The 24,219-nt window shown below is 65.3% G+C and carries 23 protein-coding genes and 2 pseudogenes; 14 read left to right on the plus strand and 11 right to left on the minus strand.

What is annotated here, in order from left to right; genetic code table 11:
* Positions 1 to 375: 375 nt before the first annotated feature.
* Positions 376 to 765 (plus strand): annotated as a pseudogene (locus tag ACZ50N_RS20045) (AraC family transcriptional regulator); the annotation flags it as partial.
* Between the two features lie 412 nt (positions 766 to 1,177).
* Here ACZ50N_RS20045 and ACZ50N_RS20050 read toward each other — a convergent pair.
* Both ACZ50N_RS20050 and ACZ50N_RS20055 read right to left on the minus strand, forming a co-directional pair.
* On the minus strand, positions 1,178 to 1,819 hold the full coding sequence (locus tag ACZ50N_RS20050; RefSeq protein ID WP_079481877.1) for a cadmium resistance transporter: 642 nt from the start codon (positions 1,817 to 1,819) through the stop codon (positions 1,178 to 1,180).
* Between the two features lie 138 nt (positions 1,820 to 1,957).
* On the minus strand, positions 1,958 to 2,347 hold the full coding sequence (locus tag ACZ50N_RS20055) for a heavy metal-responsive transcriptional regulator (RefSeq protein WP_005148625.1): 390 nt from the start codon (positions 2,345 to 2,347) through the stop codon (positions 1,958 to 1,960).
* A gap of 56 nt (positions 2,348 to 2,403) precedes the next feature.
* Between ACZ50N_RS20055 and merA the strand changes: the two genes are divergently transcribed.
* From merA to ripB, 8 genes and pseudogenes are all read left to right on the plus strand, one after another.
* The gene (gene merA, locus ACZ50N_RS20060; RefSeq protein WP_005148655.1) at positions 2,404 to 3,807 is read left to right on the plus strand and encodes a mercury(II) reductase; all 1,404 of its coding nucleotides are present in this window, start codon (positions 2,404 to 2,406) and stop codon (positions 3,805 to 3,807) included.
* A 26-nt stretch (positions 3,808 to 3,833) separates the two neighbouring features.
* Positions 3,834 to 4,475: an organomercurial lyase MerB gene (gene merB / locus ACZ50N_RS20065; protein WP_005148656.1), complete on the plus strand. Its 642-nt coding sequence runs from the start codon at positions 3,834 to 3,836 to the stop codon at positions 4,473 to 4,475.
* 32 nt (positions 4,476 to 4,507) lie between these two features.
* Positions 4,508 to 4,798 carry a mercuric ion transporter MerT gene (locus tag ACZ50N_RS20070; protein ID WP_005148657.1) on the plus strand — a complete coding sequence of 97 codons (291 nt, stop codon included), beginning with the start codon at positions 4,508 to 4,510 and terminating at the stop codon, positions 4,796 to 4,798.
* 46 nt (positions 4,799 to 4,844) lie between these two features.
* Positions 4,845 to 5,345 carry a TlpA family protein disulfide reductase gene (locus ACZ50N_RS20075; RefSeq protein WP_234788714.1) on the plus strand — a complete coding sequence of 167 codons (501 nt, stop codon included), beginning with the start codon at positions 4,845 to 4,847 and terminating at the stop codon, positions 5,343 to 5,345.
* Positions 5,342 to 6,190, plus strand: coding sequence for a cytochrome c biogenesis CcdA family protein (locus tag ACZ50N_RS20080; RefSeq protein ID WP_024444598.1), 849 nt, complete (start codon positions 5,342 to 5,344; stop codon positions 6,188 to 6,190). Before ACZ50N_RS20075 ends, ACZ50N_RS20080 begins: the two co-directional genes overlap by 4 nt.
* Before the next feature lie 939 nt (positions 6,191 to 7,129).
* A pseudogene (locus ACZ50N_RS20085) lies at positions 7,130 to 7,552 on the plus strand (sterol desaturase family protein); the annotation flags it as partial.
* 366 nt (positions 7,553 to 7,918) lie between these two features.
* On the plus strand, positions 7,919 to 9,142 hold the full coding sequence (locus ACZ50N_RS20090; RefSeq protein WP_099961880.1) for a L,D-transpeptidase: 1,224 nt from the start codon (positions 7,919 to 7,921) through the stop codon (positions 9,140 to 9,142).
* A 486-nt stretch (positions 9,143 to 9,628) separates the two neighbouring features.
* Entirely contained in the window at positions 9,629 to 10,375 is a 747-nt protein-coding gene (gene ripB / locus ACZ50N_RS20095; RefSeq protein WP_464473612.1) for an NlpC/P60 family peptidoglycan endopeptidase RipB, read from the plus strand.
* 62 nt (positions 10,376 to 10,437) lie between these two features.
* Here the strand turns inward: ripB and ACZ50N_RS20100 are convergent, their stop codons facing one another.
* The 6 genes from ACZ50N_RS20100 to ACZ50N_RS20125 form a co-directional block, all read right to left on the minus strand.
* On the minus strand, positions 10,438 to 11,184 hold the full coding sequence (locus ACZ50N_RS20100; RefSeq protein WP_172835605.1) for a winged helix-turn-helix transcriptional regulator: 747 nt from the start codon (positions 11,182 to 11,184) through the stop codon (positions 10,438 to 10,440).
* A 110-nt stretch (positions 11,185 to 11,294) separates the two neighbouring features.
* The gene (locus ACZ50N_RS20105; protein WP_011856854.1) at positions 11,295 to 12,560 is read right to left on the minus strand and encodes an MDR family MFS transporter; all 1,266 of its coding nucleotides are present in this window, start codon (positions 12,558 to 12,560) and stop codon (positions 11,295 to 11,297) included.
* Complete coding sequence (locus ACZ50N_RS20110) at positions 12,557 to 13,675, minus strand: PLP-dependent cysteine synthase family protein (RefSeq protein ID WP_464473613.1); 1,119 nt, start codon at positions 13,673 to 13,675, stop codon at positions 12,557 to 12,559. Before ACZ50N_RS20110 ends, ACZ50N_RS20105 begins: the two co-directional genes overlap by 4 nt.
* A 102-nt stretch (positions 13,676 to 13,777) precedes the next feature.
* On the minus strand, positions 13,778 to 14,194 hold the full coding sequence (lpqS, locus tag ACZ50N_RS20115) for a putative copper homeostasis (lipo)protein LpqS (protein ID WP_073683291.1): 417 nt from the start codon (positions 14,192 to 14,194) through the stop codon (positions 13,778 to 13,780).
* Positions 14,195 to 14,527: 333 nt separating this feature from the next.
* The gene (locus tag ACZ50N_RS20120; protein WP_073683292.1) at positions 14,528 to 15,448 is read right to left on the minus strand and encodes a M56 family metallopeptidase; all 921 of its coding nucleotides are present in this window, start codon (positions 15,446 to 15,448) and stop codon (positions 14,528 to 14,530) included.
* Positions 15,448 to 15,810, minus strand: coding sequence for a BlaI/MecI/CopY family transcriptional regulator (locus ACZ50N_RS20125; protein WP_024444607.1), 363 nt, complete (start codon positions 15,808 to 15,810; stop codon positions 15,448 to 15,450). The genes ACZ50N_RS20120 and ACZ50N_RS20125 overlap by 1 nt, the downstream gene beginning before the upstream one ends.
* Positions 15,811 to 16,150: 340 nt before the next feature.
* On the opposite strand from ACZ50N_RS20125, the gene ripA reads away from it, so the two are divergent.
* Positions 16,151 to 17,554 (plus strand): NlpC/P60 family peptidoglycan endopeptidase RipA, encoded by a 1,404-nt coding sequence (gene ripA, locus ACZ50N_RS20130; protein ID WP_073683293.1) that lies wholly within the window; start codon positions 16,151 to 16,153, stop codon positions 17,552 to 17,554.
* Here ripA and ACZ50N_RS20135 read toward each other — a convergent pair.
* Positions 17,532 to 17,786: a hypothetical protein gene (locus tag ACZ50N_RS20135; RefSeq protein ID WP_234880203.1), complete on the minus strand. Its 255-nt coding sequence runs from the start codon at positions 17,784 to 17,786 to the stop codon at positions 17,532 to 17,534. The genes ripA and ACZ50N_RS20135 overlap by 23 nt on opposite strands.
* Positions 17,787 to 17,921: 135 nt before the next feature.
* On the opposite strand from ACZ50N_RS20135, the gene ACZ50N_RS20140 reads away from it, so the two are divergent.
* The gene (locus tag ACZ50N_RS20140; RefSeq protein ID WP_067952909.1) at positions 17,922 to 18,668 is read left to right on the plus strand and encodes a response regulator; all 747 of its coding nucleotides are present in this window, start codon (positions 17,922 to 17,924) and stop codon (positions 18,666 to 18,668) included.
* A complete protein-coding gene (locus ACZ50N_RS20145; protein ID WP_073683294.1) occupies positions 18,665 to 19,849 on the plus strand; it encodes a sensor histidine kinase in 1,185 nt (394 codons plus the stop codon). The genes ACZ50N_RS20140 and ACZ50N_RS20145 overlap by 4 nt, the downstream gene beginning before the upstream one ends.
* A 17-nt stretch (positions 19,850 to 19,866) precedes the next feature.
* On the opposite strand, the gene ACZ50N_RS20150 is transcribed toward ACZ50N_RS20145, so the two are convergent.
* Positions 19,867 to 20,562, minus strand: a complete 696-nt coding sequence (locus ACZ50N_RS20150) for a DUF305 domain-containing protein (RefSeq protein ID WP_073683356.1) — start codon at positions 20,560 to 20,562, stop codon at positions 19,867 to 19,869.
* Positions 20,563 to 20,798: 236 nt separating this feature from the next.
* Between ACZ50N_RS20150 and ACZ50N_RS20155 the strand changes: the two genes are divergently transcribed.
* Positions 20,799 to 21,644 carry a F510_1955 family glycosylhydrolase gene (locus ACZ50N_RS20155; RefSeq protein WP_073683295.1) on the plus strand — a complete coding sequence of 282 codons (846 nt, stop codon included), beginning with the start codon at positions 20,799 to 20,801 and terminating at the stop codon, positions 21,642 to 21,644.
* A gap of 56 nt (positions 21,645 to 21,700) precedes the next feature.
* Positions 21,701 to 22,498, plus strand: a complete 798-nt coding sequence (locus ACZ50N_RS20160; RefSeq protein WP_083407547.1) for an alpha/beta fold hydrolase — start codon at positions 21,701 to 21,703, stop codon at positions 22,496 to 22,498.
* A 20-nt stretch (positions 22,499 to 22,518) separates the two neighbouring features.
* On the opposite strand, the gene ripC is transcribed toward ACZ50N_RS20160, so the two are convergent.
* Positions 22,519 to 23,610 carry a peptidoglycan hydrolase RipC gene (gene ripC / locus ACZ50N_RS20165; RefSeq protein ID WP_213449639.1) on the minus strand — a complete coding sequence of 364 codons (1,092 nt, stop codon included), beginning with the start codon at positions 23,608 to 23,610 and terminating at the stop codon, positions 22,519 to 22,521.
* Positions 23,611 to 24,219 lie beyond the last annotated feature (609 nt).

Below are 24,219 nucleotides of genomic sequence, written 5' to 3' on the forward strand. Positions count from 1 at the left end.
AGCAGGACTTTCCCTCGCCGGCCTTGCCTGAGCGGCGCCCACTAGTGACACGACCCACCGCGCACAAAGCGATGCATTTGGCGATCGACCGTGCGGTCTGGCTTTGCACGAGCTGCCGAAATCTTTCTTGTACGCTCACCAGCGATACGCCTTCCAGTCGTCGGGCTACCCGCCCCGGGTGATACAACGAAGGTACCCCTGAGGGGTATACGGTACAAGGGCAGCCCGAGCTAGGCGCGGCGGTGGGTGACTGGCCCACGGCGCATATCCTGCATTACCCGTGGCGGCGGATGGCTCCACGCCTGATTCGATGTTCCCCGTTGCTGGCGCCGCGGTAAGTCGATTAATGGAAGGCCGTAGCATCGATTCGTGGCGATGATGCGGGATGGCGGTGGTATCACCGGTGAACCGCACTGGGGCGGGACTGCACTGCTGCGACCTGGGGTGTTGGCGTTCACCGGATCGATTGGCACCACCGATCTACACGCCCACCATGCCGTCCAGATTGTCACCGCAACAACACCTTTCACGATGCGTGACGAGCACGGCAACCAGCATCGCGGCACCAAGGTGGTCGTGCCCGCCGATGCGCCACACCGAGTTGAAGTCGGCGCGCCGGAGGGCACCGTAGTGTTCTTGGAACCGGAGTCTGCCCCAGGGCGCTCGGCGCACCTGCGCGCGCTTCGGTCCGGCTGGACTGTTGCTCCGGTGTTGACGTTCACCCGCCGACGTCCGTTGGCCGTCGTGGTCGACGAGCTGATCGATGTCCGTTCTCATTGAATCTGGGGCACATTTACTAGTCTGACCTGCATTGCCCCAGATTGGATGAGAATTTCGATCGCGACGTTTCTCATTGAATCTGGGGCTACCCTGCTTCCGCGCCCGGCTGCGAGCGCAGCAGGGTAGCCGGAATGGTCTCCTGTCGATTCCGTTGGCTCGGGTACGTCTTCGGTATAACTACTGTGATCGTGTCTCTCGTGACACACGATCATGATTCTGTGGTGCGCTCGCTCGTGTTGGTAGTTCGGGTGCCGGCTGCGGCCTTTGAGCACCTTGGCCACCGCCCGTTTTAGATTGTCATAGCGGATACGGGCCGGGACATCACCAAAGTGGTTGAACGCCAACACATGCCGATGCAGGAGCGCCTCCTGGCCCTGAGTGGTGAAGTTGCTCCGAGCTAGAGGGCGAACGCTCCGCCTTTGATGAGGATGAGGGCCCCGATTGTGATCAGTGCAACGGGCAGAACGATGTGGCCCCAGCGTGAGAGTGCTTTGGCGATGATCGGGTGGGAGGCGAAATATCGGCCGGCCGCGCACCAGATGGCCACACCGATGAGGAACACGATGATGTAAACACCGATGGTGGCGATCGTTGAGACGGCGAAGATCGGAACGTACACGCCGATGTTGTCGCCGCCGTTGGCGAAGGTGATGACTGCGACCTGCCAGGTGCCAGGCGTCAACAGTGTTGCGGGATCATCGGTCGGCGCCGGTTGGGTGCGGCGATCCCGCCAGGCCAGCCATGCCGCCCGCAGCCCCAACACGATGGGCAGCAGCCCGAAGTACGGCAGTGCGGCTGGAGGAAGCAGCGTGGCACCCAGGAGTGCGCCGCCGACCGAAACTGCCAAGATGGCGGTGAAGCCGAGGTACTGACCGGCGGTCACTCGGATGGCTGCGCCACGATGACCGGGCGCCTGGCCGAACATCACCGCGAGGACCACGATGTCGTCGATATTGGTGATGGCGAAGGTGGCGATCGCCTGAACGAGTGTGGCTGGGCTCAGCACGGCCAATGCGACCAGCTTCGAGTGAAATCCCACCGCATCGGGTGAGCCTACTGCTCAGCAGGCCCCGCGCTCCCGCGCACCAACGACCTCCAGTGGGGCGGAAATTCATGACGACTGCCGGGGTCAACGGACTTGACGAAATACATGCCTCCGGTGCCACGGAGGTGGCTCCTAGAGGTATCGACATACGTCATCGGCGCTGCATGATTCCGGGTCGACGCTTTCGGCGCCCTGCCGCAGCCGGGCGATGGTCTCGCGCAGTGCCACCAGTGCGCTGATCTGCTCGTCGAGGTCGGTCAGTCGGATGTCGAGCAGGTCGCGCACGTGCGTGCACGGCGCGTGGCCGCTGTCACGGATGTCGAGGATCTGCCGAATCTGGGCGAGGCTGAACCCGGCGGCCTGTCCCCGTCGGATGAAGCCGACCCGGGCGATCGTGTCGGCGGCATAGTCGCGATACCCCGCCGGGGAACGTTCGGCGGGCGGGAGCAGGCCTTCGTCTTCGTAGTAGCGCAGCGTCGCGGTGGTGGCCCCGGTCGCCTCGGCGAGCTTCCCGATTCTCACGATGTCTCCTCAGAACACTTGACCTTCAAGCCTACTTGAAGGTCAAGGATGGGTGCATGAGTCAGGGATTGGACCTCGCGGTCATCGGTTCCGGCGGCGCGGCGATGGCCGCGGCGATCCGCGCTACCGCGCTCGGCAAGTCCGTCGTCATGATCGAGCGCGGCATCTTCGGTGGCACGTGTGTCAACACCGGCTGCGTGCCGTCAAAGGCCCTGATCGCAGCGGCCGAGGCCCGGCATACCGCAGCCGACACTGCCCGGTTCCCGGGGATCGCCACCACGGCCGGCCCGGTGGACATGGCGGCCCTGATCGCCGGCACGCACGATCTGGTGGAGTCGCTGCGCTCAGAGAAGTACCTCAACGTGGCCGAATCGTATGGCTGGCAGCGCATTCAGGGCCAAGCGCGGTTCGCCGGAACCCCGGACGCGCCCGTCATCGAGGTCGGCGATGCCACCATCGAGGCCGAGCACTACCTGATCGCCACCGGCGCGAACCCAGTCATCCCGCCCGCATTCGAGGGCGTCGCCTACCTGACCTCGACCACCGCGATGGAAGTCACCGAGGTCCCGGAGTCGCTGCTGGTGATCGGCGGCGGCTACGTCGCGTTGGAGCAGGCGCAACTGTTCGCCCGGCTCGGGTCAACGGTGACGGTGCTGGTCCGCTCCACGCTGGCATCGAAGGAAGAGCCGGAAGTCGGCATGGCGCTGCTGGAGGTGTTCGCCGACGACGGCATCCGGGTGGTGCGCCGCGCCACGGTGAGCGAGGTCGAGCAGGCCGACGATCAGGTCACGGTCACCGCGACCATCACCGGCGGAACGCAGCAGTTCCGTGCCGCGAAAGTCCTCGTCGCCACCGGCCGCCGTCCGAACACCGACGGCCTGAATCTCGAAGCGGTGCAGGTCAAAACCGGCGAGAACAACGAGGTCGTGGTGAGCGACGGGCTGCAGTCGTCGAACCCACGGATCTGGGCGGCCGGCGACGTGACCGGGCACCGCGAGTTCGTCTACGTCGCCGCCCATCACGGCGCGATGGTCGCCGACAACATCTTCACCGACGCCGGCCGCAGGGTCGACTACCGCCATCTGCCCCGCGTGACGTTCACCAGCCCCGCGGTCGGTGCGGCCGGGACGACCGAGGCCGAGCTCCTCGCCGCCGGGACACGGTGCGACTGCCGGGTGCTGCCGCTAAAACATGTGCCGCGTGCGGTGGTCAACCGAGACACCCGCGGTTTCATCAAACTCGTCGCCGACGCCGGCACCGGCCGCATCCACGGCATCACCGCCGTCGCCAAGGATGCTGGCGAGATCGCCGCCGCCGCGGTCTACATCCTCGACGCCGCGATGACCGTCGACCAGGTCGCCGGGTCCTGGGCCCCGTATCTGACCATGGCCGAAGGCATCAAAATCGCCGCCCAGTCCTTCAGCGCCGATATGTCCCGACTGTCCTGCTGCGCATCCTGACGCATGGCTCACTCGAAAGGTTCCTGATGCCCAATTTCCTTGACCGCCTGACCATTCCGGAAGAGTCCGGGCTCGACCCGACGATGCTGGTGCCGTTGCTGCGGCTGCTCGCCGCCGGCGAGCCGGTCACCGTGGAGGCGCTCGCCGCGGCCGTCGGCCTCCCGGTTGACGAGGTGACCCGGCGTCTGGCCGCGGTACCCGACACCGAATACGACGAGCAGGGCCGCATCGTCGGCCAGGGCCTGACCCTGCGCCCGACCCGCCACCGATTCACCGTGGCCGGCCAAGAGCTCTACACCTGGTGCGCCCTGGACACCCTCATCTTTCCCACCATCCTGGACCGGCCCGCCAGCATCGAATCCGAATCACCCGTCAGCGGGCACCCGATCAGGGTCTCGGTCGGCGAAAACGGTGTCACCAGCGTGCAGCCCGAGACCGCGGTGGTCTCGCTGGTCAACCCCGACGACCTCACCTCGATCCGGTCCTCATTCTGCAACCAGGTGCACTACTTCACCTGCGCGCAGGACGCCGCGCCGTGGCTCGCCGAGCACCCCGAAGGTCAGATCGTCAGCGTCGCTGAGGCCCACCAACTCGGCGCAGCCCTGACCACACAAATCCTTACCCAGCTCCATACCCCGCCAACTGCCCACCCCGGCTGCTGCAGCTGACCAGCCGCACCCAACCTGATGAGGAGAAATCAATGAATCAACGTCCACGAAGAAATCCCGTGCTGCTGGGTGCGGCAGCGGTGCTGGTGACGGCCCTGTGTTGCGCCGCGCCAGTCCTGATCGCCGGCGGCGCGCTCGCCGCCGTGTGTGGACTGCTCGAGAATCCATGGGTCATCGGGGCAGCCGTCGCGCTGCTGCTGGCGGCTGTGGTCGCCTTCGCCCGCCGCGGTCAACGCGGCGATCACTGCTGTCCCGCCGACAGCCATTCACCCGCGACGCACACGCTCGACGACCTGACGAAAGGAAGCATCGACAATGTCTGAAACGCGTTCGTTTACACCCCACAGGTGGGCGGGCGTTACGGCTGTGATGCTGGCAGCGGGCGCGCTGACCGCGTGCGGCCAATCGGCCACAACCAGCAATCCGACCTCACCGCCACACGCCAACGCCACAACCCAGGCGACGGCGGCGACACTGACCACGGTGGACGGCAAAACCGTCGAACTGCCCGCTGCCGCCCCGACCGCGATCCTGTTCTTCTCCTACGGGTGCGGCGAATGCGTCGGCGGCGGTAAATCCCTGGCCGCTGCTCGGGCGGCCGTGGAGAAAGCCAGAGGCAGCGCCAAGTTCCTAGCCGTCGACATCGTCCCCACCGAGAAACCCGCCGATGTTCGCCACTTCCTGGACCAGATCGGCGGCACCAGCCTGCCCGCGGTCGTCGATACTAACGGGGCCCTGACCAGCCGCTACCAGGTGACCGCGCCGACCACCGCCCTCGTCATCGACCCGTCCGGGCAGATCAGCTACCGCGGCCACGCCCCGTCCCAGGATCAGATCCTGGCCGCCCTCGGCAGCAGCGCCGCACGGTGAACCTGCTCGCGCTCGCGTTTACCGCTGGCATGCTCGCCCCGGTCAACCCCTGCGGGTTCGCGCTGCTACCGGCGTGGATCACCGGCACCATCGCCACCGGCGGCACCGATGCGGTGCTCGTGCGGCTGGCCCGGGCACTGCGCACCGGGGCCGTCCTGACCATCGGGTTCACCGGCACCCTCACCCTCGCCGGTATCGCGATCAGTGCCGGTGCCCGGACCCTGGTGACGGCTGCTCCCTGGCTCGGGATCACGATCGGGCTCACCCTGGCCATCTTGGGCGGCTTCATGCTCACCGGCCGCACCATCGGTCTGCGTATGCCTGCCCGGACGCGTCATCGGCCGGACTCCCCAACAGCCGGTGGTGTGCTCGCGGCCGGAATCGGCTACGCCCTGGCGTCACTGTCCTGCACCTTCGGGGTACTGCTCGCGGTGATCGCCCAGGCCCAGGCCACCAGCGGATGGGGCGGTCTGCTGGCAGTGTTCACCGCATACACAGCCGGTGCCGCCACCATCTTGATGCTGGTCAGCGTCGGCACCGCCATCGCCGGCACGGCCCTGACCCGGCATCTGGGTATCCTCGCCCGCCACGGGACCCGCGTCACCGCCGTTGTCCTCATCGCCACCGGCGCCTACCTCGCGTGGTACTGGCTGCCCGCGGCCACCGGGCACACCGCCAGCGGCGGCAACCTGCTCACCGGCTGGTCGGCCACCGCGACCGGATGGCTGCAGGACCACGCCCTCCCGGCCAGCGTCATTGCCGCCTTCGCTGTGGTGGTCAGCGCGGTGGCCGCGTGCTGGACCACCCACCGCCGGCCAATCACCGGCAAGCAGCGCCGCCGGTGATGATTCACCGGCCGATACACCCAGCCAGATACCACTGTCCCTAACGATTAGAAAGCCGATAGATACGACCGTCGGACACAGTCAGATGCACACCACAAGTGCCTTACTGATAAGGCACATTCAAGACTGCCGACCCCTAAGCGCGACACGCCAGTTCTGCGCCGTCTGAGCGTGTCGTCAATACGGCAGTGGCGAATAGGCGTCGGTACTGCGCCCATTGCTCGACGGGGGTGGCGTCGGCATGGTGGGCGCCGGTGCGTTCGTTGATGCGGTCGAGCAGTAGCGTCGGCCAGGCGGGTTCCGTTGGCGTCCTGGGCTGTTCAACCCGAGGGCGAGCTGTGAGCAATGTTGCGGCTACGGCGATCACATCGGGGTAGGCCACCACGTGCGCTTCTAGGCCATTCTGCAGAATCCCCGCCGCCACGTGACGCTCTGCGTGAGCCCAGAAGACCAGGATGTGGCGGGCGTCGCCCAAGGCGTCATGAAGGTCGACCTCTGAATACTGACGGGCCAAGCGCCGATGCGTGCGCCCGGCACTGAGCACCGTGGGCCGGTCACGAAGATCCACCTGGTCGTCAAGAACGCGCGTTGGTGAACCGATCCAGCGTCGGTGACGGTGGCATACGGAGACATGTGCAGGCAGGTAGCAGTAGACGGGTTCGTGTATTCCCTTGCGTGCCATACATCTTTGACACAAAGGGCGGCGGAGATATTGCTTGAGCGCGGTGGGGTCGCCAGCAAGCCCGCAGAGACGGGACCGGATTACCTGCTCAGGTTGGCCGCTGACGACGGCCAACCAGTCCGGTCGCGGCCGGGCTGCGCATGATTCGGCGACATGGCCGCGCAGTGTGGAGACGCCGATATGGTTGGCGCGGGCCAGCCTGTCGATGTAGGACGATACGGCTTCCCAACGGAACGGTGCGATCGTTCGCGGGAGCCGCTGGTGTGGCACCGCTCATCCTGATCGGTCTGCCCGTCAACGTCGCCTCCCTGCTCGCAATCGCGGTGGCGATCCAGCTGCTGCTGCAGCACTCCAACGCCGACTACCGCGTGGGCCCCGCCAAGCACGTCTTGGCTCTCAACGAAGGCCACCGCTTCCATCACCTCAAGTGGGCCGGCATCGGCGACGTCAACTTCGGGCTGTTCATCCTGGTCTGGGACCACCTCATGCGCACCTACTCCTATAACCCCACCCGCCGATTCGACTCCACCCAGCTCGGCATGGCCGCACACCCCGACTACCCCACCGCGTACGGGCGGCAGCTGATACACCCCTTCACCCCCGCCGGAGGGTGCAGCCTCAAGTCCACCACCGCGACGAAGGACCCCACCGCGACGAGACCGACACCGGAGCAGGGCTGAGAGGGACCAGCGTCTAGCGCTCCCGGACCGTGATTGCCTCAAGCGTTCCCGATCAGCCCAGAACGCGTACTAGACCCATAGCCTTCTACGTGGCCTATTGCGCGCCACGGTCCGACGATCGACGAACAAAGGATCGGCAGCCCGTTCGGCGCCTGCCAGAGCTAGCCGGATGCCATGTCGGGCAGACCAGTGCGCAAGTCTGCGTCTTTACTGAATCTTCATCGAAGGACTAAGAAAGCCAAATGACGCATCAGCACACTTGAACCATATCCGTGAACGGTGCACCGCCGCCCGCGAACGGCTGTCGCGGCGCACGCAGTGCCCGCTCATCAGCGATGTCAACATTCGGATACGGAGACCACACTGATGCCGCAGGCGACTTGCCTCCCACCGTTTCGCAGGACGGCGCAGTGGCTGCGGACGGCCGTCCTGGCGATGGCGGTGCTGCTGATCGCGGCCGCGTGCAGCTCGTCGCCGGCCGCCGCGCCCCAGCCCGAGGTCATCACTGATAAAGGCACCCCGTTCGCCGACCTGCTAGTGCCCAAATTGCAGGCGTCGGTGACCGACGGAGCGATCGGTGTCGCGGTGGACTCCCCTGTTACCGTGTCCGCCGGTGACGGCGTTCTCGGCCAAGTCTCGTTGACCAACGAAGCCGGCGATCTCGTCGACGGACAGCTCAGCCCCGATGGCGTGTCCTGGTCGTCTGCCGAGCCGCTGGGCTACAACAAGCAGTACACCCTTCATGCCCAGGCCCTTGGACTGGGCGGCGCGACCACTACGACAGCGACCTTCGAAACCCACTCGCCCGACAACTTAACGATGCCCTACGTCCTGCCCAACGACGGCGAGACGGTTGGCGTGGGCCAACCCATCGCGATCCGCTTCGATGAAAACATCACCGACCGGATTGCGGCGCAGCAAGCGATCAACGTGACCACCACCCCCCCGGTCGAGGGAGCCTTCTACTGGCTCAATAATCGCGAAGTACGTTGGCGCCCAGCCGAATACTGGAAACCGGGAACAACAGTAGAGGTGGCGGTCAACGCCTACGGCGTCAACTTCGGTGACGGGCTGTTCGGTCAGGATGACGTCACTACCCGGTTCACCATCGGTGACGAGGTCATCGCCACCGCCGATGACGCCACCAAAACGATGACTGTGCGGCGCAATGGTCAGATCGTCAAGACCATGCCCATCTCCATGGGTAAAGCCAAGACCCCGACCGATAACGGCGCCTACATCATCGGAGATCGTTACTCGTTTCTGGTGATGGATTCGTCCACCTACGGAGTCCCGGTCAACTCTCCTGACGGATACCGCACCGAGGTGGAGTGGGCGACCCAGATGTCCTACAGCGGGATCTACGTGCACTCTGCACCGTGGTCGGTGGGCAGCCAAGGCATCGCCAATGTCAGCCACGGATGCCTCAACGTCAATCCGGCCAACGCCCGTTGGTTCTACGACAACACCCGACGCGGCGACATCGTTGAGGTCATCAACACCACCGGCCCCACGCTGTCGGGGACAGACGGTTTAGGTGACTGGAACATCCCTTGGGATCAGTGGAAAGCCGGCAACGCCAACCTCTGAAACACAGAGCAGAAGCGGAGACTCACAACCGCCGCCTCCCAGTCACCTCGTGGCACCAGTTACGCGTGTCAGCAGGACGTCTCGCATCCACCGAACCGGGTTGCGAACTGCCGAGCGTCACCCGAGCATCGCGCGCCGTGGGGCCCACGCAGCACAGGTAGCGCAGCCCTTTCCGCTACGACACCTTTGGTTTGCCGTCCTCAGGTAACGGCGTTTTCACATGTCCGGACCACCGACTATTTCGTAGTCCCGGCATCGACGACCGACACTGTCAAACACCCATTCGCAAAAGCCATTAGCAATTCCAGCCGCCGAAATTCCAGCACTGTAATTATGTTGCGGGTGTTACTGATGAGGCATATGTGAGTTAGGCTGATCTACGTATTCGCTACGTACATCGTTGCTGCACAGTACGGAACGCTCTGCTTCGCCTTTTTTGGCGAAACCAATCACCGGCGCTCCGACAGCCGAAAGAAAGAACGCCATATGGAACCGATGGCCCGATGCTCCCGCCCGGAGGAAGGCCGCGTATCTGCGTCCGGCTTTCGCCTGACTGGGGTGATCGTTGCCGTCGTCGCGACGGTACTTTTGGCGTGCACCCCAGCAGCCTCCGCCGAGCCGACAGGCGGTCCGTGGGATCCACTCCTGCCCAAGATCCCCAGTGCGGGAGCGCCCGGCGATCCGGTTGCCATCGCCAACGCGTCCTTGCAGGCGACGGCCGTTGCCACCCAGACTGCGATGGATTTGGGGCGTAGCTTCCTGGGCAGTCTCGGACTCGTCAGTCCCGCGGCAAGCCCCCAAACGAGCGTCCGCGGCAACCGTCTCTACGGTGCCCAGGCGATCGAATACGTTATCCGCAGGGCAGGAACGCAGATCGGCGTTCCCTACTCCTGGGGAGGGGGCAGCCTCACCGGCCCTAGTCGCGGTGTCGACCAAGGCGCAGGCACCGTCGGTTTCGACTGCTCAGGACTGACACGATTCGCCTTCGCCGGCGTCGGAGTACTGTTGCCGCGATGGTCCGGCGACCAGTACAACGCTGGCCGCAAGGTACCTCCCGCGCAAGCTAAACGCGGTGACCTCCTGTTCTGGGGGCCCGGCGGAAGCCAACACGAAGCGATCTACCTCGGCGGCGGAAAAATGATCGAGGCGCAACAAACCGGCGTTCCCATCAAGATTTCACCGGTGCGTACCGCCGGGATGACACCCTACGTCATACGGATTATCGAGACCTGACCCCGAACGCTTCCGCCAACAGCTTCCTCCCGCCAAAAGCCTTGTCCGCACCGGGTAACGGTTCAGCCGGCCAGACAGTAGCCGATGCCGCGGACCGTCCGGACATAGCGCGGACAAGACGGGGCGTCACCGAGCTTGCGACGTAGATTGCCGATGTGCACGCCCAGTGCCGACCGCCCGCCGGGCTGCGTCGCCCCCCAAAGGACTTCCTGAAGTCGTCGGCACGTCACGGGCTCCCCTGGATCATCGGACAAAACCCGAAGGATCGCGAACTCCGTTCGAGTCAGCGATATGACGTTGCCGCGCTGATAGACCCGCCGGACCCCCACGTCGATCACCAGATCGTCGACGTGGCGTCGCTGGGCGCCGCCGTCCTCGCTGCGTTGGTGAGAATGCCTGAGTGTCTGCCGTATTCGCGTGTTGAGTATGTCGCGGGAGCCGATGGGAACCACTCCGACGCGCGATATCAGTGGCGCCATCTCTGTGTCGGCGAGCGCGACGACGCCGCAATGGGCGGCCTGGCGAACACGGTCAAGGACGACGGCGCCGTGCGCGGATGATCCCAGGCACACCACCACCACGTCGGGGTCATCGTCGCGCACCGCGGTGAGCGCTGCAGCATCTGAGCGTGCGACGTCGACGGCGAACTCTTCGGCGCGCAGGGTGCCGGCCAACATGTCGGCGTAGATGCGCCGAGGTTCAACCAGCAGAACGCGAATGCGCCCAGCAGCTATCGCCGGAGAGGCAACGCTGCCCGAAGCGGGGTGCGGCTCGATGGTCGTGGCAGTCTCCTTGCCAGCGTGGGCCATTCACGGCGTGAAGGTGTCCGCGCGGATGCTGGAACCAGCATATCGCCATCTACGTAGCTACTACGTAGATGGCGATATGGGGTGTCGGGCATGTTCGCGTCTTCGGGTGTTCAGCGGGGGGTTTGCGCGCCAGAGGATGTCAGCTGTTCGGGTTGAAGTCGGCCCCGTCGGTCCAGCCGGAACAAGGCCGCTGCGGAGGCCAGCCCGATTGCCGACAGCAGAACCCACAGCAGCCAGGGTTGCCCGAGATCTCGGGCGGCCTGCATCAGCGAGCCGGTGGCCAGATTGCCAACAAGAATGCCGACTCCGACGATGGTGTTGTAGAAGCCGTAGTGCGTTCCGATGAGACGGTTGTTGGCCAATGAGACGACGGTGTCCATCTCGAACGGGAAGACGGCCGCCGACCCGACCGCCAGCACCGCCGTGGCGACGAGTAGCGCGGTCGCGGCGGCGACTCTGCCTGCCCTGGTGTCATCGGGCAGCACGATCAGCGGCAAAAACGACGCCGCGAGGATCAGCATGCCGATCACCAGCGAGCGGCCGGCGCCCCAGCGGTGGGCGAACCATCGTGTGATCCGCATCTGGCCGAGGACAGCAACCAGACCCGAGACCACGAAGATCATGGCGGTGACAACGGAATCGTTGCGCGGAAACAGGTCTCGCGCCTGAAGCGGCAATGCCAGATAGACCTGGAATGACAAAACATACGACCCGATCATGGCCGCCGCGAAGAGCAGAAAGGAGCGGTTGGCCGCTACTGTTCGCCAGTCCTGCAGCACCGATGTCTTCTCATCAGGTGTCCCCGCGGCGCGGTGGGGCAATGCTAAGAGTTGGGCCACGGTCAGCGCTGCGAACACGACCGCTGCGGCGGCAGCTGTCATTCGGAAATCGACGAACATCAAGGCCAGCCCGACAAGGGGTCCGGCCAGAATGCCCGCCTGATAGAACACGTTGAACACCGCGAAGGCTTCCACGCGCCGTGGGCCCGCGTCGGCCGCCAGATAGGCGCGCACCGCAGGATTGAACAGGGCGCCGGCGAAGCCGGTTGCTGCCGAGGCGATCAGAACCGCCGGCAGCGATTCAGCGAAGACGAGCAGGCCGAATCCTGCTGTCCGGAGGACACATCCGCAGACGATGAGCGGTTTGTAGCCCAGCCGGTCTGCCAGAGTGCCGCCGATGAGAAACATGCCTTGCTGGGAGAAGTTACGTACACCCAGCACCAGGCCGATGGCCCACGCGGCCAGCCCCAACGGGCCGGCGAGGTAGCCGGCCAGGTAAGGCATGAGCATGTAAAAGCCCAGGTTGATGCCGAATTGGTTGATCATCAGCATCCGGCTGGGCCAACCAAAGCTGCGGAAGGCTGACAGCAGGGTCATCGTGACTGCACCTCGGTGGGGTCGACAACGGTGGTGCATCGCGTCCACGCCGTGACTGTCTGGGTCATCGGGTCCTCAATGGTGGCGGGATGCCTCGGGGGCGCTGCGTCGAGCAGGCCGTGGGCGCGGCAGTAGTCGTCGTTGTAGATGGTGTCGAAGTAGCGTTGCGGGCCGTCCGGGAAGATCGCTGCGACAGTGGCTCCGGCAGGGCTATTGCGTGCGACCCAGCCTGCAACTAGGGCGACCGCACCGACGCTCCAGCCGCCACTGGCGTAGTGGGTGGCCGCCAGGGTGCGGCATGCCCACACCGACTCCGCGGGGGCAACCCAATGCACTTCGTTGAACGCTTGGTAGTCGACGTTGCCGGGATAGATGCTCGATCCCAGGCCTCGCATGAGCCGAGAAGCCGCGGGCTGGCCGAAGATCGTCGAGCCCACCGTGTCGACGCCGATCAGCCGCAGCTGCGGGTTAAATTCTCGGAGGACGCGTGCGACGCCGGCCGAGTGGCCTCCGGTGCCCACCGAGCACACCAGGACATCAACGGCGCCGAGTTGTTCGTTCAGTTCCAACGCGAGCCCGCGGTAGGCCTCGACGTTATCGGGGTTGCTGTATTGATCGGGATGCCACGCGCGCGGGTCGGTGGCCAAGATCTTCTGCACGCGGTCACGGCGAGCCTGCTGCCAGCCTCCCTGTGGGTGCGGTTCAGTGACCAATTCGATGTCGGCGCCGAATGCGGCGAGCATATTCTGAATGATCGGCTCCATCCCGGGGTCGGTGACCAAGGTGACGGGGTGCCCGTAGACCGTTCCGGCTAGTGCGAGACCCAATCCCAGCGTCCCGCTGGTGGATTCAACGATGCGGGCGCCGGGGGTAAGTGCCCCGCGGGAGCGGGCGCGTTCGACCATGTGTAGCGCGGGTCGGTCTTTCATTCCTCCCGGGTTGAAGCCTTCGAGTTTGGCGCAAAAGCCCCGCTCTTCTGACGTGAACGGTGCGCCGATTCTCAAGACAGGGGTCTGGCCGACCATGGTGGCCGGCCGCTCGTTGCGGCCGCGTTGTGGCTGTGCCGATCGGGTGTGGGAAGTGCGTGCATGGCGGATTGGCAGGGCAGGATTCATCGATGAATGTCGCTTCTGTGAGGCCGCGACGAAGCACGGCGACTGACGGCAGGTAGCGGTCACCGGCCACCGTCGAAGACGACGGGGCCTGACGCTAGCCGATCAGCGGCGCGCGATACACAGGTGGGCGAGCACGTCGCGGCCGGTGCGCAGGGCGCGGGCGTTCCGTGGTGGACCGCGGATAGGCGCCTTCGCCGCCTGGCACCACAGCAGCGGAAGTACAGCCACGACGAGGCCCAACGCGAGCGCGATCAGGGAGACCGTTCCCCGCGGCAGGATCGCTTCGGCCAGGGTGTCGGGCGTGCACTCGGCGTCGGGTTGGGAGAGGTGGGGGTGGTCGAGCTCGACAGACATCGGCGCGCCGACCGCACTGGCGGCCAGGGTGTGCGGTCCGTGCGTAGGTGCCGCATTCACGCCGGGCAGTGCCCACTCGGCTCCGACGATGACGGTCCAGAACGCGATCAACGCCGCGACGATGGCGCGGCGGCGTTGCCCAGAGTTCGCGTCGAAGTACTTCACGATGTTGCCGACTGTAGCAGCGGATCGGCGAATTCAGGCTCGGCCCCCTAGCCGATGCCGGGTTGTGATCAGAGCGCGACCGCCGTTGCGCCGAGCCATCCGGCCGTTCCGTCGCACGATCGACTTCGCCCGATGCCCTTGCGAAAACGCCCTTTTGGAGGTTCCGCGAAGGAGATACAACAGATCGTTGCGCTGCTTGTACCGCAGATCATCTACGGTTTTACTACGTAGATAATTTGCGCTCTATCGGCCCGCGCGCCAAGCGGTGTTTCCTTTGCTGGCGGCCTACGCGCATTGGCTCCACCTGCGGAACGTGCGGCGGGCGTTGAGGCGCTAGTGGTGGCAGAGCACCTGGATGAGGGCGGGTGTGGCGAGCATGGCGGTGATCGCGGCTGCCAGGCAGATGCGGTGGCGCCATCGCACGTGCCGGCGTGTGGGGGTGAGCAGGCGCTGCGCTCGCGCGATGACCGCTGTTCCCGCCGCGGCGAGGCCTTCCCGTGCAGGCGGGTGTTCTCCGGCCAGAGCAGATAATCCAGCCAACAGCGGATGCGTGCCGACGCGGCGCACGGCGGTGTCGTCAGCGCACATCTCCAGCAGTTCACCCACACGATGAGGGGCCGTCGCGAAAAGCGGAAGCCGCGGCAGTGTGCCCCCCAAAGCGCGGAGCGCCATGAGGATGTGGTGGTGGCGCCCTGAGATGTGCGCGTTTTCATGCGCCAGAACCGCTTTGAGCTGTGATCGGTTCAACGACTTCATCGCCGCGGAGGTGACGATGATGGCGTTCGGGCGTCCGACCACGCAGTAGGCAGCAGGCCGGTCGGCCTCCACGACCACCACATTGGGATGGTCGGTGGGTCGGCCGACGATCCGCGCGGCACGCGCGTGCTCGTGACTTCGCGCCCGCAGCCGCGACAAGCAGCGACCGATCCGCATTACGACGAACCCTGACGTCAGGGTTCCTACCGCGATGAGAACAACGGAACCGATTCGTCCGGCCATGGGGGTGTGCTCGGAGAAGCCAAACAGCTCCAGGCACAGCGTCACGACCGCGCCCGTACGAATACTGTCCGTCGTTGCGCCGATGACCATGATCAGCGCGACGAGCCACGCCGTCAGCGTCGCGGCGACGGTGGCCAGCCAGGCGGCCACTCCCATATGGGGGCTGATGCCGTGACGGGTCATCCGCCTCAGGACCGGTGGCGCCCACCAGGCCAGCGCGCTGCCGTAGAGGAGCAGCCACAGCGCGGCGGTCATCACCGACGCCCCTTGCGCAGAGCCGCCTTCAATTGAGCGGACTGCTCGGCGTTCATCTGCTCAACAAAGAACGCCAGCACCGCATCTGTATCCCCGCCGGCGTCGAACGCGGCCTTCATCAAACGCGCGGAACGCTCCTCGCGGCTCATGGACGCCTGATACACGTACGCTTTCCCATCGCGCTGACGTTGCAACCAGCGCTTGCGGTACAGGTTGTCCATCGTCGACATCACGGTGGTGTACGCGATCTGCCGCCGTTGAGAGATCTCGTCGAAAACCTCACGCACCGTGACAGGCTCGGCGTAATCCCACACGCAATCCATGACCACCGCTTCGAGGTCGCCGAATCCTCGCTGTTCCATTTGCGCCTCTCCCGCTCTCCGCGACGAGCTGGCCTCCTCGCGCCCCGAGCTCTTCAGCCCCCAATGTAGCCGCCGAGCTGGGAAAAGCCGCGATACGCCTCACCTCGACCGCATAGGGCCAGCATCTGCACTACCGGCCGCGGCGCGTGAAACTAGCGCCCGTGGCGCACAGTCGTAACCGACCTGAGACTGTGACAGACGTTCCTCCTGATACCAAAGTGATGTACGTTCCGTCTACGTACTATCGTGCTACGTACTTAGCTCGGTAGTAGGAGCGCCGCGGGTGCCGTTCGGCTTCGATGCGCGGCTCGACAACGCTCACCCCAGCTGAGGAGATTCGATGCGGCGCCTCACTTCTTTTCTGAGTCTCTTCGCATTAATGCCGGCACTGGTGCTCAGCGCCCCGGGTACCGCTGTTGCCGGGCATGACGGCAGCCCCGACCGCGACGACGTTCCCTCATTGGTTGCGGCGGTCGCCGAAGCGAACCAGCGGATGGCCGACGTCGGTAGCGACATCCAGATCAAGCAAGAGGGCGTCAACCGTGCCCTGGTCGAAATCGCGGCCACTCGCGACACCCTCGCGCAGGCCCGACGCGACGTTGTTGCCAGCGACCAAGCCCTTACCGCCAGCCAACACGCGATCGAGGCCGCACAACACCGTTTTGACCGCTTCGCCGCGTCGACCTATATGAACGGGCCGTCGGGTGCGTTGCCGCTGGCACAAAGTCCCGAGGAGATCCTGGCCGGGGCCTCGACCCAGCAGACCCTCACCATCAGCTTCCAGCGGGTCCACGACGACCTCTTGCGTCGGCAGACCGATCAGGCCAACAAGCTTTCTGCTGCGACGGCAGCGCGGGCGCGCGCCGAGAGCGCCGCCGCAGACGCCCAACGCCGGCAAGACGACGCGGTAGCCGCACTCCGGGACGCCCAGCAGACGTTTACCGCACAGCGACGCGAGGTCGAACGGCTCGCTACCGAACGCGACTCCGCTCAAGCTCGACTGGAAGCTGCCCGACCGGTGGCGGCGACAGCCGCCGCGCCCAGTGCGGCGCAACCCGGCACTGTGCCGGTATCCGGCGCTCCCTGGGACCGCGGCACCACGTCGCCGGGGGGCGCCACCGAGGGGGGCCTGTGGGACACCACGCTGCCGATGGTGCCCAGCGCTAACGTGGCCGGCGACCCGGTGGCCATCATCAATGCCGTCCTCAAGATCATGGCGACCTCGGCGCAGCTGACGGCCGACATGGGCCGCAAGTTCCTCACCAAACTCGGCATTCTGTCTCCAGTCACCGCCGCCGCAGATCCCGGCATCACCAACGGACGCATCCCCCGCCTCTACGGCCGCCAGGCCTCAGAGTTCGTGATTCGCCGCGCCATGTCACAACTGGGCGTGCCTTACTCCTGGGGCGGCGGCAACGCCAACGGCCCGTCACGAGGCATCGACCAGGGCGCCAACACCGTGGGTTTCGACTGTTCGGGCCTGATGCTGTATGCCTTCGCCGGCGTCGGCATCAAACTCGACCACTACTCCGGGTCGCAATACAACGCAGGCCGCAAGATCCCCTCGTCACAGATGCGACGCGGTGACCTCATCTTTTACGGCCCCAACGCCAGCCAGCACGAAGCGATGTATCTGGGCGACGGCATGATGATCGAAGCCCCCTACACCGGGTCGGTCGTCAAGATCTCGCCCGTGCGCACCTCCGGCATGACGCCCTACGTCACCCGCTTGATCGAATATTGACGTCGCCGCGATGCCGCGCAGGTGGACCGGTCAGTGCGCCGCGGTGCGGCCCCTGCGAATCGGCCTCCTCGGGCACGTCAGGCCGCCCCGAACGACGCGGCCAGCGAGAGGCGTTAAATAGCGCCGTCGCGCCGGCGATCGCAGCCGCCCACAGCACCACGACCACGGCACACAGGATCAGCCACGCTTGCCACCCGAGACTGTTCGGGCACACGTCCATCAGCCAACGCATGTCAGGCCCTCCTCACAGTGAGCCTCACCCCACCGCAGGAGGAAAACGGTATGAGTCGTGTGAAGATCTGCTGAAGATCGAGCCGCCCGGTCAGCCATACCTGGTTACGGGCGCACCAGCAGGCACCATATGGACATGCAGCACCACCACCTGGGCGCGCCTGAGAGCGCGAAGGGATACCGCGCGCTGGTCGTCGACGACGAACTCCCCCTGGCCGAAGTGGTGGCCAGCTATCTCGAACGCGAGCAGTTCGAAGCCGTCGTCGCCGGCAACGGTGTCGACGCAATCGCCGTCGCACGCGACCTGGATCCCGATGTCGTCATCCTTGACCTCGGCCTACCCGGCATCGACGGACTCGAGGTCTGCCGGCAATTGCGGACCTTCTCCGACGCCTACGTCGTCATGCTCACCGCCCGTGACACCGAACTGGATACCGTGCTCGGCCTCACCGTCGGCGCCGACGACTACATCACTAAACCCTTCAGTCCCCGCGAGCTGGTCGCGCGCATCCGCGCCATGCTGCGGCGACCCCGCATCCTGCAAACAGCCGCCGCACCCGCCGAACGAGAGACAGCCCCGCCGCGCCGCTTCGGCGCACTGAGCATCAACGTCGCCGCCCGCGAGGTACATATCGACGACGAACTAATCCTGTTGACCCGCACCGAATTCGACATTCTCGAAGCCCTGTCCGCGCGGCCAGGAATCGTGCTGAGCCGCCGACAACTTCTCGAAATAATCCGCGACGAACCCTGGGTCGGCAACGAACACCTCGTCGACGTCCACATCGGACACTTACGACGCAAACTCGGCGACGACGCCGCACGCCCCCGCTACATCGCCACGGTTCGAGGTGTCGGATACCGGATGGGAACCGGACAGTGACTCCCCCACCTACGTCGACCCCTCGCCGGCGTCGACGGCCGGGCCGTCCCGGTATCGGCCTGCGACTCCTGGCGGCCCAAGCCATCGTGCTGGCGGCCGGAGCGGCGACGACCGCGGTGGTCGCTGCCGTGGTCGGCCCACCGCTGTTCCGCGAACACCTCCACCGTGCCGGTGTCCCGATGGACTCCCTGGAAGAAGTCCACGCCGAAGAGGCCTACGGCTACGCAACGGTGATCTCCATCGGAGGCGCTTTAGCGGTGTCAGCACTGGCCGCCCTCGCGGTCAGCTTCTACGTCAGTCGACGCCTCCAACGGTCCATCACCGAAGTCGCCGCCGCGGCCACCGATGTCGCTGAAGGGAACTACGACATCCGCGTGTCACCGCCGCGCCTCGGCGATGACTTCGACGCCCTCGCAACCGCATTCAACCAAATGGCCTCCCGGCTTCAAGCCGTCGATTCGACACGACAGCAACTGTTCGGAGACCTCGCGCACGAGATCCGCACACCCGTGGCAGTACTCGAGGCCTACATCGAGGCACTCGAAGACGGCGTGCGCTCCCTGACACCCCAGACAGCAGCCATGCTGCGCGACCAAACCCGTCGGCTGGTGCGATTCTCCGATGACGTCGCCGCGCTGGCGAAGGCCGAGGAAAGTGCGGTGTCTATGTCCTACGCCTCCCTCGACGTGGACCGCCTAACCCGCCAGTGCGTCGCAGCAGCACAAGAACGCTATAACGCCAAGGGGGTCGGACTGCACGTACACCTCCCGCAACCGCTACCGCCGCTTTGGGCCGACGAACAACGACTGTCTCAAGTGTTGGGGAACCTGCTGGAGAATGCGCTACGGCACACACCGCCCGGCGGGTCGGTACACCTTCACTGTCTTCGTGACGGCGACCAGGTAAAAATCGCTGTCGCTGACACCGGAGAAGGGATCACCGCCGAGCACGTCACCCGAGTGTTCGAACGGTTCTACCGGGCAGACACCGCCCGCGACCGCGAGCATGGCGGCGCCGGTATCGGGCTCGCCATAGCCAAAGCGCTCATCGAAGCGCACGGCGGATCGATCTCGGTAGCCAGTGCTGGACCCGGCGCCGGCGCAACATTCACCATCGCCCTGCCCATCACCCCGATACGCAGCGAACACCACCCTGCGACGGCTGACTCAGCGCGTCGCTGACTAGTGCCCTCTCCGCGCTACTTGTCCAACATTCCCTGCATCGTGTCGATCTCTGCTTGCTGCGAAGACACGATATTGCGCGCCATCTCGACTGCCGCCGGGAACTGGCCGTTGTCAACTTCCTGCTGCGCCATCATGATCGCGCCCTTGTGATGCTCGATCATCTGGGTCAAGAAGAGTCGGCTAGCCTCGGCGCCCTGCGCGTTCTGCAGTGCAGCCATATCGGCTTCCGACATCATGCCCATACCGCCGCCGCTCATACCCGGCATATCACCCATGTCTTCGCTGGGCATTTGATGGCCAGGCATGTCATGACCGGGCATTGCGGCGGTGCTGGGGGCCGTCGTCGACGAGGACACTCCCCAGTCCTGCAGCCAGCCCTGCATCTGTTCAATCTCAGGACCCTGAGCGTTCTTGATCTCGTTGGCGAGTGACACTACTTCAGGATCAACTCCCTGCTTGCCGAGCAGCATGTCGCTCATCTCGATCGCCTGCTGATGATGAGGGATCATGCCCTGAGCGAACGTCACATCAGCATCGTTATGGGCAGCGTCACTGCTCGCAGCACTGGGCGAAGCCGACGCCGACGCTGCTGCCGAGGTGGTGCTCGACGACGATGACTGAGACTCGTTCGTTGCATTCGAACAGCCGCTGACAAACAGGGCCGACGCCGCAAGCGCCGCAAGCCCGAATCCAAAACGCTTGTGCTGCATCGCACATCCTTCCTCAAACATCTTCGTGACACCATGCGTCCACACGGCAAGCCCTTGCGCCGCCGCACCCCAGCCTCAGCAATCCGAGTATGGGTCGGTTCGTGATCCGATGAAGATTTGATGAAGACGACTCCCCCGGTCTGTCACTCGCGGTCGCGCCACCCGAGGCGCAGCCACCTCACGCACCGCCCACCTACTATTGAACTACGTAGATCTCGTGACCGGAAGGTGTCCGTGTGCTGATCCGCAACCTTTTCGCCATCGCCCTGACCGGGGCTCTGGCCGCGGCCTGTTCGTCGAACGCCCCTGAAAGCCCGCCACCCGCCGTCGTGCCGGGCATGGTGCACATCCACGGCCTCGGCATCAACCCATCTGACGACAAGCTCTACGTCGCAACTCATTACGGCCTCTACACCGTTGAGCAAGATCAGGCGCCACAACGAGTCGGTGAGCTCTCGCAGGACTTCATGGGCTTCACCGTCGCCGGCCCCGACGAATTCCTGGCTAGCGGCCACCCCGACCCCGCCGATCGCCAACAACCGCCCCACCTCGGCCTGATCAAAAGCAGCGACGCCGGCCAGTCCTGGGAACCTCTGTCATTGCACGGTAGCGCCGACTTCCACGCGCTCAAATACCGCCACGGACGGGTCTACGGTCACGACAGTCAATCCGGCACCGTGATGGTTAGTTTTGATCAGCGGTCCTGGCAACAGCGCGCAGAAGTCCCCGCCGTCGACCTCGCAATATCACCGGATGCCCCGGATGAGATCCTCGCGACAGCACGCCAAGGGCTGCTCCGAAGCACCGACGGGGCGAGGACGTTCAGCGCAGTCACCGGTGCGCCGGCACTGCTGTTCATCAGCTGGCCCGACCGCGGTCCCCTGCTCGGCGCCGACCTCGAAGGACGGCTGTACACCAGCGCCGACGACGGGCAGACCTGGCAGCCGGGCCACTCGCTCAACAACAAACCCCAGGCCCTGCTCGCCGCGGGCAACGGTCAGGTCTACATCGCCACTGATACCGCCATCTACACCTCAACCGACAACGGTGCCACGGTGAACGTCCTCACCGCTGTGGAATAGACGGCTGGCACCCGAAACCCCACGCAATACCGCACCAACGCATCTGAGGAGCCGCAATGCCGGATGACCACCTTCTCATCACCGATGGCGCCACCATCGCCTACCAGCTCAGCGGCCCACCCAACACGGTGCCAGTCGGCTATGGGCACGGCGTGCTCATGAGCCGGCAGATCGTGCGCGGCCTGGGCATCTTCGACATCGACACTATCGCCGAGGGCCGCCGTCTAATCACCTACGACCAACGCGGACACGGCGCATCACGGGGCCGACCAGAACCCGAGGACTATCGCTTCGAGCAGGCAGCCAACGATCTCCTGCGCGTCCTGGACGCGGCCGGCCTCGATGAACCCATCGATTTCGCCGGATCCTCGCTCGGAGCCGCTGCAGCACTGCACGCCGCCCTCAACGCTCCTCGCCGATTCAGGCGGCTGGCACTGGTGATCCCTCCCGTCGCCTGGGAAACAGGGCCCGATCAACTGCGCCAGTGGTACTTCGACACCGCCGACCTCATCGACTCCATTGGAACAACCGCTTGGCGACAACAATGGGCCGAAGCTCCCCCACTGCCGATCTTCGCCAACTACCGGCACGGCAAATTCGAACCCGGCGTCGACGACGATGTGGTCTCCGCCGCGCTGCGCGGAGTCGGCTCCTCCGATCTACCCGACCCCAATCGGCTGACCTCCATCCGCCAGCCCACCTTGGTGCTGGCCTGGGACACCGACCCCTTGCATCCCATCTCCACCGCCGAGCGCCTCGCTGAGCTGATCCCCGACTCGACGCTGCACGTCGCTCACACCATCGACGAGATCCGCAAGTGGACGGAAATCACCAGCCGTTTCTTCAACGATTGACGCAGCGCCGCGGCGGCGGCCTAGTACCGCCGCACGTTGTGAATCGGTGCCGACGAGATCGGCGCCACTTTCACCGGCGTTCCGTACGTCGACGCGTGCACCATCAACCCGTCGCCGATGTAAATCCCCGCGTGAGACACGTCAGCATAGAAGGTCACGATGTCGCCGGGCTGAACGTCTGAAAGCGCCACCGGCTGCCCGCCCTGCGCAAGCGCCTGACTCGACCGAGGCAACGACTTGCCGTTCTGCAGAAACGCCCACTTAATCAGCCCAGAGCAGTCGAACGCATCCGGACCGGTGGCTCCCCACGAATAAGGCGACCCCACCCGTGTCAGCGCCGCCTGGACCACCGCAACACCGTTCCCCGAGGAGGCCCCGCCCGCCGGGCCCGGCATAGCAACGATGCTCGGATCGCTCACCGGCGGAGTCGACGGCAAAGGAGGCGGCGCGGGGCCAGGGTCAGCCAGAATCGCTCGCTGATCAGGCGTCAAAGAGTCGTAGCGGGCCTGCACAGCAGCAATCTGTTCCGCCATCCGACGCTGTTTGGCCTCCAGGTCGGTCCGCACTGCCGCCGCCTCATCGGCCGCACTCCGTGCTTGGGCTGCCGACTTCGCAGACCGCTCTGCAGTTGCCGCGGCCCGCGCACTGGCCGACCGGAACGCAGCCATCTGCACAGTCAGCTCCGACGCAACCGTCTTCTGGACTGCCAGCTGATCGATCAGATCCTGAGGGGACGTCGCCGTCAACGCCGCCGCCAAGGTATCCGTGCGCCCACCCATGTAGGCAGCCGCGGCCAACCTGTCGACTGCAGCCTGATACCTCACCAGATCGGCCGCCGCTGCATCCGCGGCCATGCGATCCGAATCCGCCCCCTTCTCCGCAACCTGCTGCGCTGCGAGCTTCTCGTCAAGGTCGATTTGCGCCGTGTGAATCTGCTCGGTGGTCTGCTCCGCCAGACGCGACAATTCAGTCAGTTCGGCAAGCGCATCAGCCGCCGGATCAGCGCGCACATCGGTTGCCAAAAGCGCAGCAAAAACGCCGAAAGCCACCAAAATGCAGACGAACCGTCTACCCAACGCGCGCGGCAGGACCGCAAGCACAGATGAAGTCACAACAGCGAAAACCTTCGGCAAAGTAAGCAAGTACGTACTAGATACGTAGGTCACGGTTAGGTTACGAGGCCAGGCAGCCGCTGTCCAGCCGGGCCTTGCGAAACAACCGGTCCATCCACTGAGGCCGGAACGGGCCCTGAAATCCGGTGACCTGTGTCCTCGCCACTCGAAGCGAACCGCCCAGCATCCCCGAATAGCACGGCGTGGCACATCCGATACAGGGCGATGAGGAGGACACGGCGGCAGGTGCTACCAGCGCGCAGAACAATGCGATCGCACCCCGACCTCCTCGCCGGCACCGTGCAGCGCGGCAAGGCCACTCTTGCTTACCTCAGGCTTTCTGCCCCCCGCGTCGGTCAGTTCTTCAAGCTTGCGCGCTTGAGCAACACGCTGCGCGTCGATCTCAACGGCCACGGCACGGCGAAACGATCGGGCGGCACCGCATCTGCCGGGCCCGCACCGCCCGAGTTTCTGCTCTGCTCGTGTTGTTCGACGCCAACACGGTGCGACGTCACGCGACGCGGTACTCGTGCAGCGCGGCTAAGCGCCCGCGCGCGACACCACCGCCGCACACCCTTCCAGCTCGGCACTGCGACACCGCGCGCCAGA

This window comes from Mycolicibacterium obuense, from assembly GCF_055397605.1.